Origin of the sequence: Allofrancisella inopinata (assembly GCF_012222965.1) — a bacterium.
Classification (GTDB): domain Bacteria; phylum Pseudomonadota; class Gammaproteobacteria; order Francisellales; family Francisellaceae; genus Francisella; species Francisella inopinata.
In genome coordinates, this window is sequence record NZ_CP038241.1 from 1,423,512 (window position 1) to 1,440,302 (window position 16,791).

The following is a 16,791-nucleotide window of genomic DNA, read 5'->3' on the forward strand; positions in this document are numbered from 1 at the left end:
TGCATAGAACACAATATCATCTAAACCATATTTTAAAAACCATTTGGTAAAGAATCACAAATCTATCAACCTTCATCATACATTTCTTTAAGAACTTCTTTAAATTCTCTTTGTTTAATAGCACCAACATAAGAAAATAATTTCGATTCACTGCCAGTAAGAGATTTAATTTCATTAGAACGCACAAGTGTAGGATTTACTTCTACTTTTATCTCATAGCTAGCTATATCATTCATCATAGAAATTACATCTAAAAGCTTAATAGCTTTATTTGAAGCAATATTTACAACTTCAGAATGATAAATAGACTCCAAAAGCCTTTTGTAAGCCTCACATACAAATTTGACATCATTAAATTCACGACTAACATCTAAATTACCCAACTCAATGACTTCTTTTTTTTCTTTAAAGTGTTTAACAATTTTTGGAATCAAAAAATATTCAGCCTGTCCAACTCCAGTATAATTAAAAGGTCTTGTAATAATAATCGGTAGTTTTGTAAAATACTCTGATACTAAACACTCCATAGCATATTTACTTGCCCCGTAATGATTAGCAGGCTTTGGACATAAAGTTTCATCCAACACCTCTAACCCTTGATTCCCATATACAGTAGCACTGCTCACTAGCACAATTTTTAAAGGATTCAACTTCAACTCTAAAATAGCATCAAGTATATTAGTAGTACCAATAGTATTGATCTTGTAAAAATCTTCATTATTCCCATGTGCTACAAAAGAGATACCTGATAAATGTATTAAATAATCAGGTTTTACTTTATCTAATATCGCTAGTACGTCAGTTTTTATTGTTATATCACATATATATTTTTTTTCACCCTCACTAGAAAGGGACGTACCATATACATCATACCCAAAACTTGACAAATATTTGGACAAATGAATGCCTGTAAAGCTACTTACACCAATTATTAAAACTTTTTTCATAATGCTAAAAACTAAAACCTATTTTATTTCTTCTAAGATCTTCTTTTACCATCATGGCACACAACTCTTCTAGTGTACATTTTGGTTCCCACCCTAATACTTCTTTTGCCTTAGCAGAATTTCCAATAAGCAAATCAACTTCACAAGGCCTGTAAAATTTAGGATTAACCTTTACTACTGTTTTACCTGTAGCTTTATCTATTGCTATTTCATTTTCATCTTCGCCTTGGAATTCTAGTTCAACATCAATAGCTTTAAATGCCATAGTTACAAAATCCCTAACAGTTTCTGTCCTATTTGTTGCTAATACATATGTGTCGGGTTTATCAGCTTGAAGCATAAGATACATACCATCTACATAATCTTTTGCAAATCCCCAGTCTCTTTTTGCATCCATATTCCCCAACTCTAAACATTCCAACTTTCCAAGCTTTATCTTAGCAACACTATCAGTAATCTTTCTAGTTACAAACTCTTGGCCTCGCAATGGAGACTCATGATTAAAAAGAATTCCACTACACCCGAAAATATTATAAGACTCTCTATAATTGACAACCATCCAGTGAGCATAAAGTTTAGCTACACCATATGGACTTCTAGGATATAAAGGTGTTTTTTCTGTTTGAGGAACTTCTTGAACCAATCCAAACATCTCTGAAGTGCTTGCTTGATAAAACTTGATCTCTGGGTTTACTATTCTTATTGCTTCTAGCAAATGCACACAACCAAGTCCTGTAATATGTGCAGTTGCTAATGGCTGGTCAAAAGATACTCCCACAAAACTTTGTGCTGCAAGATTATAAATCTCATCTGGCTGGATTTTTTGTACCATATGAATACTATTTGCTTGATCTGTAAGGTCATATTCTATCAAATGAAGGTTTGCATGATTATTTATACCTAACTCTTCTATTCTCCAAAAGTTCACCGATGCTGTTCTTCTATATGTTCCATATACTTCATAACCTTTACTTAAAAGTAACTCTGCTAAATATGCCCCATCCTGACCTGTTATTCCTGTTACTATTGCTTTTTTCATTTTCATTCCTTATGTTTATTTAAGATTTTTGTATATAAAAAAATCCATCATTATCCTTAAAATATTTTAGAATATCATGATATGAATTAACCATATCTTTTGTGATTAACCTATTTTTGTCATATATACGAAATATATTCAAATTCAGCAAATCATAAATAAGAGTAGCAACTCTTCTCATCATCACAGCTAAAGTATTATTAGTAGAATCTTTAAATACACTCTCATAATCAAAACCAACCACAATAACAGTATCATATGGCAATAGTTTATATAGTTTTTTTGACTGAAAAATAAGAGGAAAACTACTGTCAAACACATAAATTAAAACTATTTTTTTTAAAAAATTAGGTTCTTCATGAATAAAATTTTCCATTAACAAACGCTCATGTCTAGTATTCTGAACAGCAAATACTGATGAAAAATCAATTAGTTTTACATTATCAATAATTGAACTTGCCAATGTAACTACTGTTGATCTATTATCTCCTCTATATATTATATCATTCTGTTTGCTTGATAAGGCCACATCTATAGACTTCCAATAAGCTTTCACCTGCAAATCATCATTTTTAAACAGATATGGATCTCTTCCCCAATATCTAGATAATACTAAATTATATTTTTTATTCTTTTCTAAATTAGATTTTATATTATGCTTAAAATGCGTAAAAATAAAGTCCATATATCCATAGTCTATAACTGTTATTTTACTTAGATTCCGTTTCGTCTCAATCGTATCAGAGGTATCATAACCAAATGAATACACTGAAGTAAATTGTTTTTTCTTTGCAACAATATCAATCATATTCTCTTCGTTATTTCTATTCCACTCTAAGTTAAAATTATTTCTTGACCCATCTGCATAAAAATAATATTTTACCTTTATGTCTCGTTGTAAAATCTGATCTAATATCTCTCGATTAATGCTGCCAGCAAATGGATGCAACACAACTGAATGAAGCTTGAGATTATTATCTTTAATTTTATTTAGTAAATATATCGCACCATCTTGATGTCTTTCATGAAACTGAACCACATCTAATGAGAAAAACTTTTTACTTGAATTATATATTAGCTTGGGCATCTCAAAAGCTACTGGATAAATTACTATCACTGCGCCTTTTATTAAAGATATATTATGATTCAATACACAAAAAACATAAGTAGATAATTGAAGTTGAGGAACTACAACAATACTAACTTCTTTATTAAAAGCATTATTTGAAGTTATTTCACTAATAGCACAATCTATTTCTTTTTTATTTCTAGCTTCTCTAGTTTCCATTTTTCCTCCTCATTGCTTCATAAAATGCACTTAGATGAGAATTTAAAAAATTCTCCACAGTGTATTTAGATATTACCTTTTCAATTTCTTTTACTATGTAATTTTCGTCACTATGAAGTAGTTTTTTAATATTAGCCGCCACCTCAATACTCGATGAGTTAGAGCTTAACTTAAATGGCCAACCATCATAAACTTCACTTAATGCAGTATTATCCAAAACAATTGATGCACACCCACCAACCATGGCTTCTAGGGGAGGTAAACCAAAACCTTCAAGTTCAGAAAGGTATAAGAAACAAGATGAATCTAAAATTAGCTTCGCTAAATCAATGTCAGATGGTGTTAATACTAATTTAACATTTACATGTTTATTAATTTCATTAATTAGCTTTTTATCATCCTCTGATAAAAGATTAGTTTTACCAAATATGCAAAGTTTGCTATTCACACCACCAATTTTAAGATATTCATAATAAGATTCCAACATCAATCTAAAATTCTTTCTTGGATCATTTTGAAATGGAATTAATATTTGAGGTAAATTTTTCTTTTTGTATTTCTTTTCCTCTATCATATCATTCATACTTAATAAAAATGAGACTGAAACATGGTGTTTATAACCTTGGTATTTTATCAGTTCTGTTGCAGTGTGTTTTGAAATACAAACTACTTCATCATTTTTTAGTATTGATTTCACTATATCATTTGTAAAATATTTATTTTGCTCTGGGTATATATCTAACCTAGTTAAATGAAAAATATCGAATATTGTAATAACATACGAAAAATCTTTATCTCTTAATTTAGGTAAGGGGTGGTATGGAGAAAAATAAACTATATTTTTAGAAATAGATTTAGCCAAATTTATTGCATAACCTTTATGATATAAATTATATTCTTTATCATTATTTAAAACAAACCGTGTTCTTATATCAAGATCTTTTGCTAAACCTCTAGCATTCTCATCATAAAAAGGTATAAATCTTGAACCAAGTTTGCTACTTAATACATCAAATAATTTAAAAATATATTTAGAAATACCAGAAACATTATTAGTTCCCAGTAGTCTTGAACAATCCATTAATAATACAAACTCTTCAGTATATGAAAGTAATTCTTTTGAATACAACTCCTTTTCAATCATTATATGCTTAATAGCCAGCATACCTTTTATTTCATTATTTCTTTTTTTTCGTAAATTCAATATTTTAGACTTGTACACCAGTTGACTATAAAACTGAATCATTTCTTCTCCAATTTTATTCTTTTTAAACTTTTCTAATTGTCTATCATATGAACCTACATTAACGATATACTCAGAGTTTAAAAAGTCATCTATTGTCCTAGCTATACAATCTGGATCTTTGGGATTAAAGTATATACCAATATCCCCAACAATTTCTGGCATACAACTCCAATAAGAGCACAGAATTGGACGGTAAAATGTCATAGCCTCTACTAGCGGCAAACCAAATCCTTCAGATAGGCTTGGGTAAACTAATGCTAAAGCATGACTATAAATATAGTTTAACTCTTCTTCAGTTAAACAGCCCAAAACATGCACTCTACCTGTTAAATGATACTCAGCAGTAAGTTTCTCTAAATAATTAAACTTATTGTTTGCTACATTTTTCTCACCAGTAGTTAACACTAAATTGACATCTGATTTAATTTTCGAAAAAGCCTTAAAAAGATTTTCATGATTTTTATGTGCTCTACCAGCAGCGGGATAACATAAAAACGGCTTACTTAAGTCTACATTAGGTTTATTTACTCCAAGAATGCTCTTTTCTACTGGTAAATAAACTGCTTCTATTTTGTTTTCATCTATATCTGTTTGCCAATGTATATCACGTTTTGAAAACTCAGTTGAAGTTAAAATATAATCTGCTTCATGACATGACTCAATACTATTAACAATTTGATCTTCTCTAAAATCATTAATAAAACGAGGTGGGATTAAATCATATTTAGTCAATAAACTTAAAGCACCATCTATTTTTCTGTCGACCTTATTAAATGGTGAATGTAAAACATCTATGAAATTAATATTATTATGGTAATATTCAATATCAGTTGTTAAAACTTCTATTTTTATATTTTTTAAATTATCATACATGTTTATATTTTTTTCTGTACAAAAAAGTATAAAATTAATGTCATTTTTTTTACACGGCAAAGCTGAAATAATTCTTTTCAATGCTATTACCATCCCACATTCCATATGAGCAACTGCTGAAGTTAGATCTATTCCAATGTATTTATTTCTCATCTATCTTTATACCTCATTAAAACAGCCCTATTTTTTTGCTCTAATATTTTAAAATTCTTTTCAATTAAATACGGAATTGCCAAGGCTCCTTTCGCCATCCAAGCCCCAACCTCATCTTGCCAAGTATCATCAACACAGACAACCCCATCTTTTTTTAGTTTCTCTACTACACTTTTTGCACATTCCAAATGCATTTTATGTGATTTTTTTTCATCGATCTTGCCATCCAAATATTTTTCATACCTAGACTGTCTTAAACTACTATGTCCACCATGATCAAAGTCATAAGCATCTAAAAATACAAAATCAAAATCTTCTATATCATTTTTCAAAAATTCTTCTCCTTTCCTAGTGACAGCTTTTATGTTTAAGTCATACTTTTTAGAAAGAAAGCTTGCCCATCGTACATTGTGTGCATCCATATCTACTGTAATAAACTTAATACCCTTTCTTTTACATAGTCTTGCTAGTTGTAGAGTCGACCCTTGACCAGGAACATTTTCTCTCGTTGTGCCAATCTCAACTAAAGTTTTACCAAAACCTTCCCCATCTTTTACATTTTTTTCAATATAGTCTATTAGTAGAGCTTGCCCATGTTCTTGCTTACTAAAACTCGCTGCGCGTATTTTTTTATATTCCTCAGATACCTTTCTATTAATATCATCCGCAAAATTCCAAAATTGGGAACTGTATTCCATCTCTAAATCAACAGCTAATGCAACCTCATCAAATAAAACTGCAAGCTTGATTAGCTTCTTATACTGTTTTTCTCTCTCTTGATCTTTATCACTTAAGAAATATCTCGCATTGTTCATATAGCTAACGCCTTGATTTCTATCACCATATTCTTTAATTTTTGTCGCAAAAGAGCAACAGATATCGAACTTCTCTTCATCACTTACTTCACTCTCAAGCACAAATGCATCAATGGATCCCAAAACATCACTCTGCTTCATGCAATAAGATGTAATAACTTCTATCTTATTTTCATAGCTGAGAGTATTCAAACATCCTTCAGGAATATATACCCCATGACTATCAAGAAAATCTTGAATACTTCCATCCTTTTGAGATATTTTTTTATCTTCGTCAGCAAGAGCTTTCTGCAATGATTCTTTTTCTTTCGCTAAATTCTCAACATCTACCATTAATTTTGTATTTTTATCATCTTCCATCTTTAAGCCTACCCTCAATTTTTACCCACACCTTTCCAGCAGATATACCATCATATACACCGCTATAATTTTTGACATATATTGCTAACTTAAGACCTAGAAAACCATACTCAAATGTATCAACTATTCTAAACCCGTATGCCATCACTTAACAGAAAATTTCTCTGCTAATCTAGTTTTTAACATCACGCCTTACCTTTAGCATATTTCTTAAATGCTTTTCTTACTGCAAAAGGCCATTTAACTAAGCCCAACGGTGTTCTAAAACAGTGCATAATCTCATTACCAAGATGATAGGTCAGATGATTTTTAACTCTTTCAGCCTTATAATAATCAGCATAAGTATGAAGTGGAGGAAGTTTAGGCTTATTTTTCTGATCTTTTTTAAACTTTTTTACTTCCAGCAGCAATTTTAATGGCATTTTAATCAAACCAAACAGACTATTATAGTTTTCCATCATAACTATTCCTAACCTATAACTTAGGTAACCCCTAACTCTTTCTGCAGCACCATATTGCAATTGCCGCTTAGATTCTTTTGCTCCAAGCTTACTATTCAAGAGATATGCTTTTTCCAACTCTTCTTGAACATTAAACAGTTGAGATAACAATAAATTATTCTCTTCTTCTAATTTTCTCACATTTTTTTCTAACTTATTTTTAGAACCTAAAACATTATTTTGCTGTTTAAATTTCTGCTCCAGCTGAGAAATTTTTTGCTTATATTCAATGTCTAAATTCTTTTTAGCCTCATCTATCTTTTTATTTTGCTCCGTTAATAATTTTGTCTGCTCTACAACATTATTTAACCTTTTTTCAATATCATTCTTTTGCTTCTCTAAGCTCTGAAACTGTGATTTTGCCGCATTTTTATCGCCATATAACCTCTCCAGCTCTTCCCGCACTTGAAATAAGCTTCCCATCAGAAGTTCATTTTCATCACTAGCCTGCTTCAACTTCATACCTATGTTATTTCTCTGCTCTTTTATGCTAGAGTTTTCAACATTCAATGCTTGTAGTTGCTTTTCATTTTGCTGACATTTCATCTCAAGGTTTTTAACAACCTTAATATCGTTACTCCTCTTAATCAGAGCATTAACAATAAATTCTTGATCATCATTATTGCCATGATCTGCATAACCTTGTGGCAGTACAGCCACAGATTGCAGCTCATCAAACATATCGACAAGCTGTGTATTTTTTTTGATTAACTGCTCAATAAGGTAGTCACTGACTTCATCACCACCTGAACCCATACCTTCCATATCAAGTACATTTACTACAGCATTAGTCGAGGAAATATTTACCAGTGACAACTGACTCTCTAGCTGCTCTATATACTCTTTAGCGTTATGCCCAACTTGTTCCGAGCTTACCAATACTGACTCTTCAATATTTTGGTAAAAAAACTGTAGCAAAGCCTCATTATACTCAATATAATCAGATATCTTATCTTGTAATACCTCATTAGAAATATTATCAACACTATCAAACAATCGCTTGACAAAACTTTGTGGCGAATTATATACAAGCACAAAGCCTAGATTCGGATCAGCTGACTTCCAATATTCAAGCAATGAAATTGCTTGAGGATCAGACCATCCCCATAGCTTATTATTCATATTACTAATCATAAGATCCATAGCTAAGCCATTCCAAATCGGATTAACATCCAATCTATCGTATGACTGTTCATCAATATTATTTGCTTTTTTTATAATGGATGAAACATCTTTAGCATTAATTCTTTCTTTTTTAAGAGCTTCAGCCTCTTTCATACCACTTTGATTAAGCAAAGATTCAACAGTTTCATAATTAGACATCTCATGACCAACTATCAATAGTCTATTTATGTTTTTTGGTTTAGCTTCTCTAACAGAATAACTCATTTCATCTCTCCAAAGTAATTTCAAAACACTAAATAGTTCCAACCTAAAAAGGCGCAATAAACACTCTTGCAGCAATAGCAATCTGAAATACAATTTGCGAAATCGTAGCCAGTATTGGTAATGCTTCAGACATACCTTCATTAGGTACAATTATCTGATCTCCTGGCTGAGGATAAACTGACCAAGGCAATAATGATGAGAAAAATCCCAAATTGACTTGCTCTGCTATGCCATTTTCATGCAACAATATTATGTACCCTTTATCTGCTGATGGTGTATACCCACCAACCAGTTTAATATAGTCCTCGATACTAAACTTTTCATTGTAGTTAACTGCCATTGGTGACATTATCTGTCCACTAATTGTAATCACTTGATTTTTGTTAGGGATATTAATAACATCATTATTTTGAAGAGCTATATGCTCCCACCTGTTTTCAGGCCCTACAATCACTTGACCTTTAGGCTGAACTTGCCTTGCTTTTGCAACAAAGCTTGATACTAATCCTGCATACTGCTGTTGCATGATAAGGCCATCTTTAGTTAATGAGCTTTTAGTGTAAGCTTGCTGCTCTAAATAGTCCAAATTAGAATTAATAGCTGCCTTTTGTGCCGCAGCGACACTTTCTCGGAATAATTGCAGGTTTTTACGATTAGCATCAGATCTAAATTTAAGCCTACCAACAATATCCTCTAAGGTTGTCCCAATTGGAACTACAAACTGATGCGGTCCAAATATTGCACCATTTATAGAAACTGTTAACTCTTTAATATTTTGGTCCGACATTAATGTGATTTTTTCACCTGGCTTTAAAGTTTGATTTGTAATGTCAGATAACGCTATATAATTATTTGTTGGCTCAACACCGCTACTGTCTTCAATCAAGACATAAGTGGCATTGGGTTTGACTCCTGCTAACTTTATTAATTGTTTGATACCAAAACTGCCATTATATGGCTCATACATTGCTGGAACTTTAACTTCACCAAGTACAGTTACAGAGTCAGCCTTTGGTCTGACAACTATACTATCGCCTTGATGTAATTGTGAAAAAGGAATAGTTCCTTTTAACAAAAAATCATATAAATCTATAGATGCAATTACTTGACCCTTTCTGACTAAATCAACTTTCCTAAAACTACCTTGCTCTGGAATAATCCCCCCAGCTTTACATAAAAAATACAATATAGAATCTGACGACATACCATCATAAAGACCAGGGTTAGCAACGTACCCGGTTACAAAAACTTGTACTGGTTGCGCCCCAAGAAGATTAGCATAAGCGACAACATTATTTTTAAAAGTTCTCTTTAGAGCTGTACTAACAACATCATTTAGCTCTTTATTTGGGGTGTTGGCAACCTTAACAGGACCAACTTTTGGAATAAAAATATTACCCTGACTGTCAACTGTACTATTTGAAACATATTCATAAGCTCCCCATAAAGATAGTGAAAGATTATCTCCTGGACTAATCAAATAATCAGGATTATAAAATGCCATCTTAGGAAGTGTTAAACATTGATGACTAAATAAATTCTCACCAAAAACTTGCAAATTACCCAACTGATCCAAATGTGCCACATCTAAAACCTTATTAGAGTACTTACCACCAGCTTGATCTTGTATTATCGGCGGAGGCGTTGGTATATTTTCTGTCGGATCTTTACTTTTTTGGTTACCATTTCTAGCAGCTGTGAAATTACCCTCGGCATCTTCTGCCAACTGTTGTGTTAATAAACCAACTTCAGCATATGTAAAAAGTGGAATAAAAAATAAGCAACACAATAAAAAACCAAGAATAAACGTTCGTATCTTAAGACCACTTTTCATATTTTGAGTTACAAACCAAGAACTTAAAATCTATTTAGTCGCCTATTTTACAATGTAAATAATAGTGTTACAATAACAAAGTTATTAATCTTTGACTATAGTAATATTATATATTAACAAAATTAATTAAAAATGTAAACTAATATTTTTTAAAATTCTTAAAATTAGTAGAAAAATACAAAAAAGGTAATTAAAAATGAATATCAGTGTAAAAGAAGCTCTAATTGAAAGAAAAGCAGTAATTTGGGCCCTGTTGAACCGTGAAATGACTACTCGTTTTGATGAGAGTTATTTTAGTTACGCATGGCTAATAATAGAGCCGCTATTATTTGTGCTCATACTAGCTAGCATCTTTTATTTTTTGGGTAGAAATACTGGAGATATGCCTATATTGCTTTTTTTACTAACAGGTATTGTGCCTTTTTTCTACTTCAAAAAAGCTGTTATGTCATGTGCAAAGGCAATATCTGCAAATAAGGCTTTACTTACTTACCGACAAGTTAAAATTTTTGATGTCATAATTTCAAGAATATTATTAGAAACAACAATCTCAATATGTGTGGCTTTTATATGTTCGTTTATTATAATACTTTTTTTTGAGAATACTCATTCAACTATATATTACCCAGCTAGAATAATTTTTGCTCTTATAATGCTGCTTGGACTAGCATTCGGGACCTCTTTGTGCATAGCAATTATGTCTTATTATTATATAGATTTAGATAAATTCTTGGGAGTTGTTTTTAGGTTTTTATTTTTTACATCTGGAATATTTTTTAGCTTAGAGCAGCTACCAAACAATATTGCTTATTACCTTTCTTTTAACCCTTTATTTCAAGTTATTGAACTTATTCGCTCTGCTTTTAACCCAAGTTATATGTCTATATATCTTAGTTATAAATATGTTTTTGGGCTAACTATTATCGTTATATTTTTAGGAGTTGGCGTATATTTCACCTCTAGAGAAAATATCTTAATGAACGATAGATCAAGGTAACCACAAATATGATTAAGCTCGTTAATGTAACAAAATACTACAATATAAAAAAACAAAGACATTTTATACTAAAGGATATGACTTATACGTTTCCTGAAAATAAAAGTATAGGGTTACTAGGTGCTAATGGAGCTGGTAAATCAACTCTATTACGTCTTTTAGGAGGCATAGAATATCCAAACTCCGGAAAAATACAAACAGATTGCTCAATATCTTGGCCAGTTGGCCTCTCCTCTGGTTTCCAAGGAAGTTTATCTGCTACCCAAAATATTAAATTTGTGTGCCAAATTTACAATAAAACTCCTGCTGAAAGAAAAAGAATCACCGAATTTGTGCGTGAATTTGCCGAAATTGGTAAATTTTTCGATATGCCTGTAAAAACATATAGCTCTGGCATGAAAAGTAGAGTTAATTTTGGCTTATCTATGGCTTTTGATTTTGATTATTACCTTGTAGATGAAGTTACTGGAGTTGGTGATGCTTCATTTAAGAGTAAAGCAAAAGCTGAATTTGATAAGAAAAGAGAAAAGTCAAACATAATCATGGTCTCTCACAGTATGGGAGAACTAAAAAAGAACGTTGATATAGGTGTGCTTCTTAAAGATGGACATTTCACCGTATATGAAGACATTGATGATGCTATAGCCGAGTATAAAAAATAAACACAGTAAGAAGAAACAAAATATGAAAAATACACTATCAGATTTTAAAAAAAGATATAGAAGATTTAAACATAATTTTTTAGCACAAACTAATAAGCACAAAAAATGTTTAAATAAAGAAAAGCTTTTAGAAAACTCTAGAAAATCATATAAATTTGTTAAGAAAAACACTTTTTTTTCTTTTGTTATAATACCAATAATAATTTTAGCTTTTTACTACCTATTGATAGCTACGCCAAGGTACGAAAGTTCGGCTATAGTTTCTCTAAGACAAAATGACTCGGCTTCTATGGTTGATAGCTCAATTAGTAGTTTCTTTGGAGGAACATCCCCAAATACTTCTAATAGCTACTTATTAATAGACTATATGTTATCACCCGAAATGCTTGACTTGTTACAAAAAGATATAAATATTAAATCTTTTTACCAAAATAGAAATATCGATTTTATATCTAGATTAAGCAGTAGTGCTGATAAACAAAACTTCTTGGACTATTACGATAGTATGCTACAACTTAATTATAATCCGGAGTCAAATGCAATTGCTATTAATGCTCAAGGCTATACTCCTGAGCAAGCACAAAATATTCTAAAAGAAATAGTTAAAAATAGTCAAAAAGCTATTGACTATATAACCCAAACTCTAGCAAAAAATAGGATGGATTTTAGTAAGGAGCAACTAGAAATAGTCAAAAAACAAGCTTTAGATGCTCAACAAGAACTTATTAACTTTCAACATAACAAAGGTATTGTAGATCCTGAAGGATCCTTTGCAACAAAATCTTCTGTTGTTAGTGAACTACAAGGAAAATTATCAGAAGCTGAAACAAGATTGACTTCTACGAAACTTTATTTAAATGAGGAATCTGCTGAAGTTAAATCTATTGAACAAGAAATACAAGCTATAAAGACTCAACTAGTAAAGGAACGAGCTGAGTTTCTTAATGAAAAAAGCGATATTGACCAAAGTGAGGCTGGTATCAAAGACTTAGTCTCAGATTATCAATGGTTAAAGCTTAATGCTGAATTTAAAATGGCTGAATATAAAGCCGCATTACAGGCCTTTGAAGCTTCAAAAATTGATACCTCTAGGCAACAAAGCTTCTTAGTTGAAGTTATGAAACCAACTTTACCAGATACTCCTAAGTACCCAAGAACTTGGTATAGCCTAATGACTATATTTATTATATTGAGTGCGATGTACGGGATTTTACGCATGATAGTCACTATTATCCTCGAGCATAGGTAAAAAATAAGTATATGCAAAAAACCCTAAACAGACCTGCTTCGTTTGAAAACAAAAAGCTTACAGTAATACCTTACGAAAGGAATTTTTTATTTTTACAAGGACCAATCTCTCCTTTTTTTAATGAACTTGCTCATGAATTATGTCAAAAAGGTTATAGTAAAGTTTATAAATTACAATTATGTAAAGGTGATAGTTTATGGTGGGATTTTGAATTAATTACTTATAAAGGGACTTTAGAAAATTTTGATATATTTATAGAAGCAACTTTTAAAAACCTATACATAACAGATATTTTATTATTAGGAGACTGCCGCCCTTATCATCTTAAAGCAACAAAAATAGCTAAATCACTAAATATCAATATTTGGATCTTTGAAGAAGGTTATCTAAGACCTGACACAGTTACTTTAGAATATAATTCAGGTACAAATGCTTATAGCAAAATCCCTAAAACTAAAGATTTTTTTCAAACATATAAACCGGTAAAAAATTATCCTCTAATAAGGATACAGAATTCTTTATTTACTCGTTTAAGATGGGATTTAAGCTACCACTTAATCAATGCCCTAACATTTTTAAGCTTTCGAAACTATCAGCATCATAGAAAAGCAAAAATTTATCAAGAATATATTGGTTGGATGAAACGTTTTAGTAAAAAAATTATTACAGATAAATTTCTTCTACCTAAGCAATTAAAGTATGTTGAAAATAAAGCTTTCTTTTTAGTTCCTTTACAATTAAGTCATGATTTTCAAATCATACAACATTCAGACTATGATTCTACCTTATGTATGATAGACGAAATTTTAGAAAGCTTTGAACGTAATGCGCCTAAAGAAACTTTACTAGTTTTTAAAATTCATCCTTTAGATACTTTATTGGTAAATAGCATAAAACATATTAAAAGAAAATTAAAAACCTTACCCTCTCTGAAAAAACGAGTACTTGTATTAGATGGCGGACATTTACCAACTCTTATTGATAACTCACTAGGAGTCGTGGTTATCAATAGTACTGTAGGCTTACAATCTTTGTCTCATGACAAAGCTACAAAAGCCTTAGGTAGAGCAATATATAATTTTGAAGGTTTAACAGCTACACAACCTCTTAATACCTTTTGGATAAACCCGCAAAAACCAAATAAGCAGCTAGTTCAAAATTTCAGGAAATACTTATTAGATCATAATCAATTTAATGGTGGCTTCTATAGCAAACATGGGATAAGCATAGCTGTTCCATTTGTAACACATAGAATATTGGAGAATAATTAAGATGAATGTTCTTATTGTTGGCGCATCTCGAGGACTAGGGAAACAATTAGCTATCAATTTTGCTAAACAAAATACTTCTTTGATTCTAATCGCGCGTAACGAAGACAATCTAAAAACCACCCAAAACCTATGTGAAAAAGCTGGGGCTGATGGTGTAGAATACTTCGTTTGTGATACAGGAAACATTGATAAATTCATAAAAACTTTACAAGAAATTACATCCAGATATGTAATTGATTTATGTATTTATGCTGCTGGAATTACATCGGTTATTAGCAACAATCAATTTGAAGATTTACAACACTCTAACAACTTATTAAAAATAAATTTAAATGGAGCAATAGCTGCAACTAACTACCTATTGCCACAGATGTTAGAATCAAATACTGGGCATATTGTTTATTTCTCATCTTTAGCTTCATACTATGGGATGGCATACTCTCCAGTCTACTGTGCAAGCAAAGCTGGTTTACGCGTATATGCTGAATCTGTAAGACAATATTGCCATAAAACTAATGTTAATATCTCAGTTATCACCATGGGTTTTGTTGAATCAGATATGAGTAGACAATTCACAAGACCTAAACCTTTTCTTTTATCTACAGAAAAAGCAGCTACCTACATTTGTAAAAGAATAAATAAACGTAAAGCCTATATCCGCTTTCCTTTAATCTTACAGCTTGCGATAAGGCTACAAAGTATTCTTCCATATAAGCTAGCTGATTGGTTTATGATAAAAACAGGATATGGTAGAAAATAATGACGGTGCTAATAATCACTACCATAGTTCTTATTACTAGCAATCTTGTCACTAGTTTTTTTTGGCTAAGTGTATATAACACTATAGCTATATGTTGGATATATAGCTTTGTTAATATTTTTTTCCATAGTACAAGTTTATGTATTATTGTTTCAGCATTTTTCATAGCGTTAATACATGCTGTCAATCATACAAAATACAAGATACTTCATGAACATTTTCACTATGAAGACCTTTTCCTTTATAGCCAAGTATTCCGTTTTCCAAAATTCTATATCCCTTTTGTTGGAGTGATTCGTTTTTGGACTATTGTATCTATAGCTGTTATAAGTATTTTTACTATTTTTTACCTTAATTACTTGTGGGTATACAACTTTAGTATGAATAACTGGCTAATGAATATTTTAATTTTCTTCTTATTAAATATTATCATCTTTTTCTTAACAAAAAAAACCGAACAACACTCCTTTGATTCTTGTATAAAAAGCTTTGGGGTATTAATGACGATCTTAATATACTTATATCGGAATCAAAAACAAATAGAAACCTTAAAGTCCTCTGAGCTAGAGGCTGATTTACTACCTAAAAGAATCATTGCTATACAATCAGAATCATATATGCTTGCTAAAGAGAACTTTGATTTTAGCATGTCTAAAAAAGAAAACTGTTATAAATATGGAAAACTTCATGTCCCTTGTTACGGTGCATATACCATGAGATCTGAGTTTGCTTTTTTAACAGGTCTTTCATTAGAAAAATTAGATACAGATTCTTTTAATCCATACCGAAAAACTTATAAAAGTGTTACAAATAGCTATATCGAACAATTAAAAGGTTTGGGCTACCGCTGCGTTGTAGTCCACCCTTTTAAAAAAGATTTTTTTAATAGAAAACAAGTTTTTGAGCATTTAGGGTTTGATGATTTTATTGATGAATCAGAATTTGAAAAAACTGATATATTCACTACAGACGCTCAGCTGACTGAATACCTTGAAAAATATTTACAAAAACACTCTGACCAAAAGATCTTTATTTTTGTTATAACCATTGCAGGACATGGTCCTTACACCCTTCAAAGAAGAGATTCTAAAAAATATAAGGCAAACACTGGAAGTGATGAGGTTGATTCATATTTAGATTTAAATTATAAAGCAACAACTATGCTAAAAGCATTAGAAAATAATATAGATAATGATACTTTATTAATATGGTATGGAGATCATAAGCCAAGTATAGCAAATTGGAATTTATCACAACAAGACAAATACTCTACTGACTATTTTATAATTAAAAAAAATGCCAGCACAAAATACTCTTATGAAAAAAATATAAATGTCGAAAACTTACTTTCTTATAGTATTAAAGACTATTAGTAAACTAACCTCATTTTGATATTAAAATTTATATG

At 30.9% G+C, this 16,791-nt stretch carries 14 protein-coding genes; 6 read left to right on the top strand and 8 right to left on the bottom strand.

The window, feature by feature from the left end:
* Positions 1-65: 65 nt before the first annotated feature.
* The 8 genes from E4K63_RS06530 to E4K63_RS06565 are packed head-to-tail and all read right to left on the bottom strand — an operon-like array spanning position 66 to position 10,444.
* Positions 66-947: an NAD-dependent epimerase/dehydratase family protein gene (locus E4K63_RS06530; protein ID WP_133942349.1), complete on the bottom strand. Its 882-nt coding sequence runs from the start codon at positions 945-947 to the stop codon at positions 66-68.
* A gap of 4 nt (positions 948-951) precedes the next feature.
* The gene (gene gmd / locus E4K63_RS06535) at positions 952-1,986 is read right to left on the bottom strand and encodes a GDP-mannose 4,6-dehydratase (RefSeq protein ID WP_133942348.1); all 1,035 of its coding nucleotides are present in this window, start codon (positions 1,984-1,986) and stop codon (positions 952-954) included.
* 19 nt (positions 1,987-2,005) lie between these two features.
* Entirely contained in the window at positions 2,006-3,274 is a 1,269-nt protein-coding gene (locus tag E4K63_RS06540) for a hypothetical protein (RefSeq protein ID WP_133942347.1), read from the bottom strand.
* The gene (locus E4K63_RS06545) at positions 3,264-5,546 is read right to left on the bottom strand and encodes a glycosyltransferase (protein WP_133942346.1); all 2,283 of its coding nucleotides are present in this window, start codon (positions 5,544-5,546) and stop codon (positions 3,264-3,266) included. The genes E4K63_RS06540 and E4K63_RS06545 overlap by 11 nt, the downstream gene beginning before the upstream one ends.
* Entirely contained in the window at positions 5,543-6,721 is a 1,179-nt protein-coding gene (locus E4K63_RS06550; RefSeq protein ID WP_133942345.1) for an O-methyltransferase, read from the bottom strand. The genes E4K63_RS06545 and E4K63_RS06550 overlap by 4 nt, the downstream gene beginning before the upstream one ends.
* Complete coding sequence (locus E4K63_RS06555; RefSeq protein WP_166666915.1) at positions 6,711-6,866, bottom strand: hypothetical protein; 156 nt, start codon at positions 6,864-6,866, stop codon at positions 6,711-6,713. The genes E4K63_RS06550 and E4K63_RS06555 overlap by 11 nt, the downstream gene beginning before the upstream one ends.
* A 40-nt stretch (positions 6,867-6,906) precedes the next feature.
* Positions 6,907-8,610, bottom strand: a complete 1,704-nt coding sequence (locus E4K63_RS06560; RefSeq protein ID WP_133942344.1) for a hypothetical protein — start codon at positions 8,608-8,610, stop codon at positions 6,907-6,909.
* 43 nt (positions 8,611-8,653) lie between these two features.
* The gene (locus E4K63_RS06565; RefSeq protein WP_133942343.1) at positions 8,654-10,444 is read right to left on the bottom strand and encodes a polysaccharide biosynthesis/export family protein; all 1,791 of its coding nucleotides are present in this window, start codon (positions 10,442-10,444) and stop codon (positions 8,654-8,656) included.
* Between the two features lie 196 nt (positions 10,445-10,640).
* On the opposite strand from E4K63_RS06565, the gene E4K63_RS06570 reads away from it, so the two are divergent.
* From E4K63_RS06570 to E4K63_RS06595, 6 genes are all read left to right on the top strand, one after another.
* Positions 10,641-11,441, top strand: coding sequence for an ABC transporter permease (locus tag E4K63_RS06570; RefSeq protein ID WP_133942342.1), 801 nt, complete (start codon positions 10,641-10,643; stop codon positions 11,439-11,441).
* A gap of 8 nt (positions 11,442-11,449) precedes the next feature.
* The gene (locus E4K63_RS06575; protein WP_133942341.1) at positions 11,450-12,103 is read left to right on the top strand and encodes an ABC transporter ATP-binding protein; all 654 of its coding nucleotides are present in this window, start codon (positions 11,450-11,452) and stop codon (positions 12,101-12,103) included.
* 22 nt (positions 12,104-12,125) lie between these two features.
* Entirely contained in the window at positions 12,126-13,352 is a 1,227-nt protein-coding gene (locus tag E4K63_RS06580) for a KpsE/RkpR family capsule polysaccharide export protein (protein ID WP_133942340.1), read from the top strand.
* An 11-nt stretch (positions 13,353-13,363) separates the two neighbouring features.
* Positions 13,364-14,623 carry a capsular biosynthesis protein gene (locus E4K63_RS06585; protein WP_133942339.1) on the top strand — a complete coding sequence of 420 codons (1,260 nt, stop codon included), beginning with the start codon at positions 13,364-13,366 and terminating at the stop codon, positions 14,621-14,623.
* Position 14,624: 1 nt separating this feature from the next.
* Positions 14,625-15,383 (top strand): SDR family NAD(P)-dependent oxidoreductase, encoded by a 759-nt coding sequence (locus tag E4K63_RS06590; RefSeq protein WP_133942338.1) that lies wholly within the window; start codon positions 14,625-14,627, stop codon positions 15,381-15,383.
* A 380-nt stretch (positions 15,384-15,763) separates the two neighbouring features.
* Positions 15,764-16,756, top strand: coding sequence for an LTA synthase family protein (locus E4K63_RS06595; protein ID WP_243830508.1), 993 nt, complete (start codon positions 15,764-15,766; stop codon positions 16,754-16,756).
* The last annotated feature ends 35 nt before the right edge of the window (positions 16,757-16,791 follow it).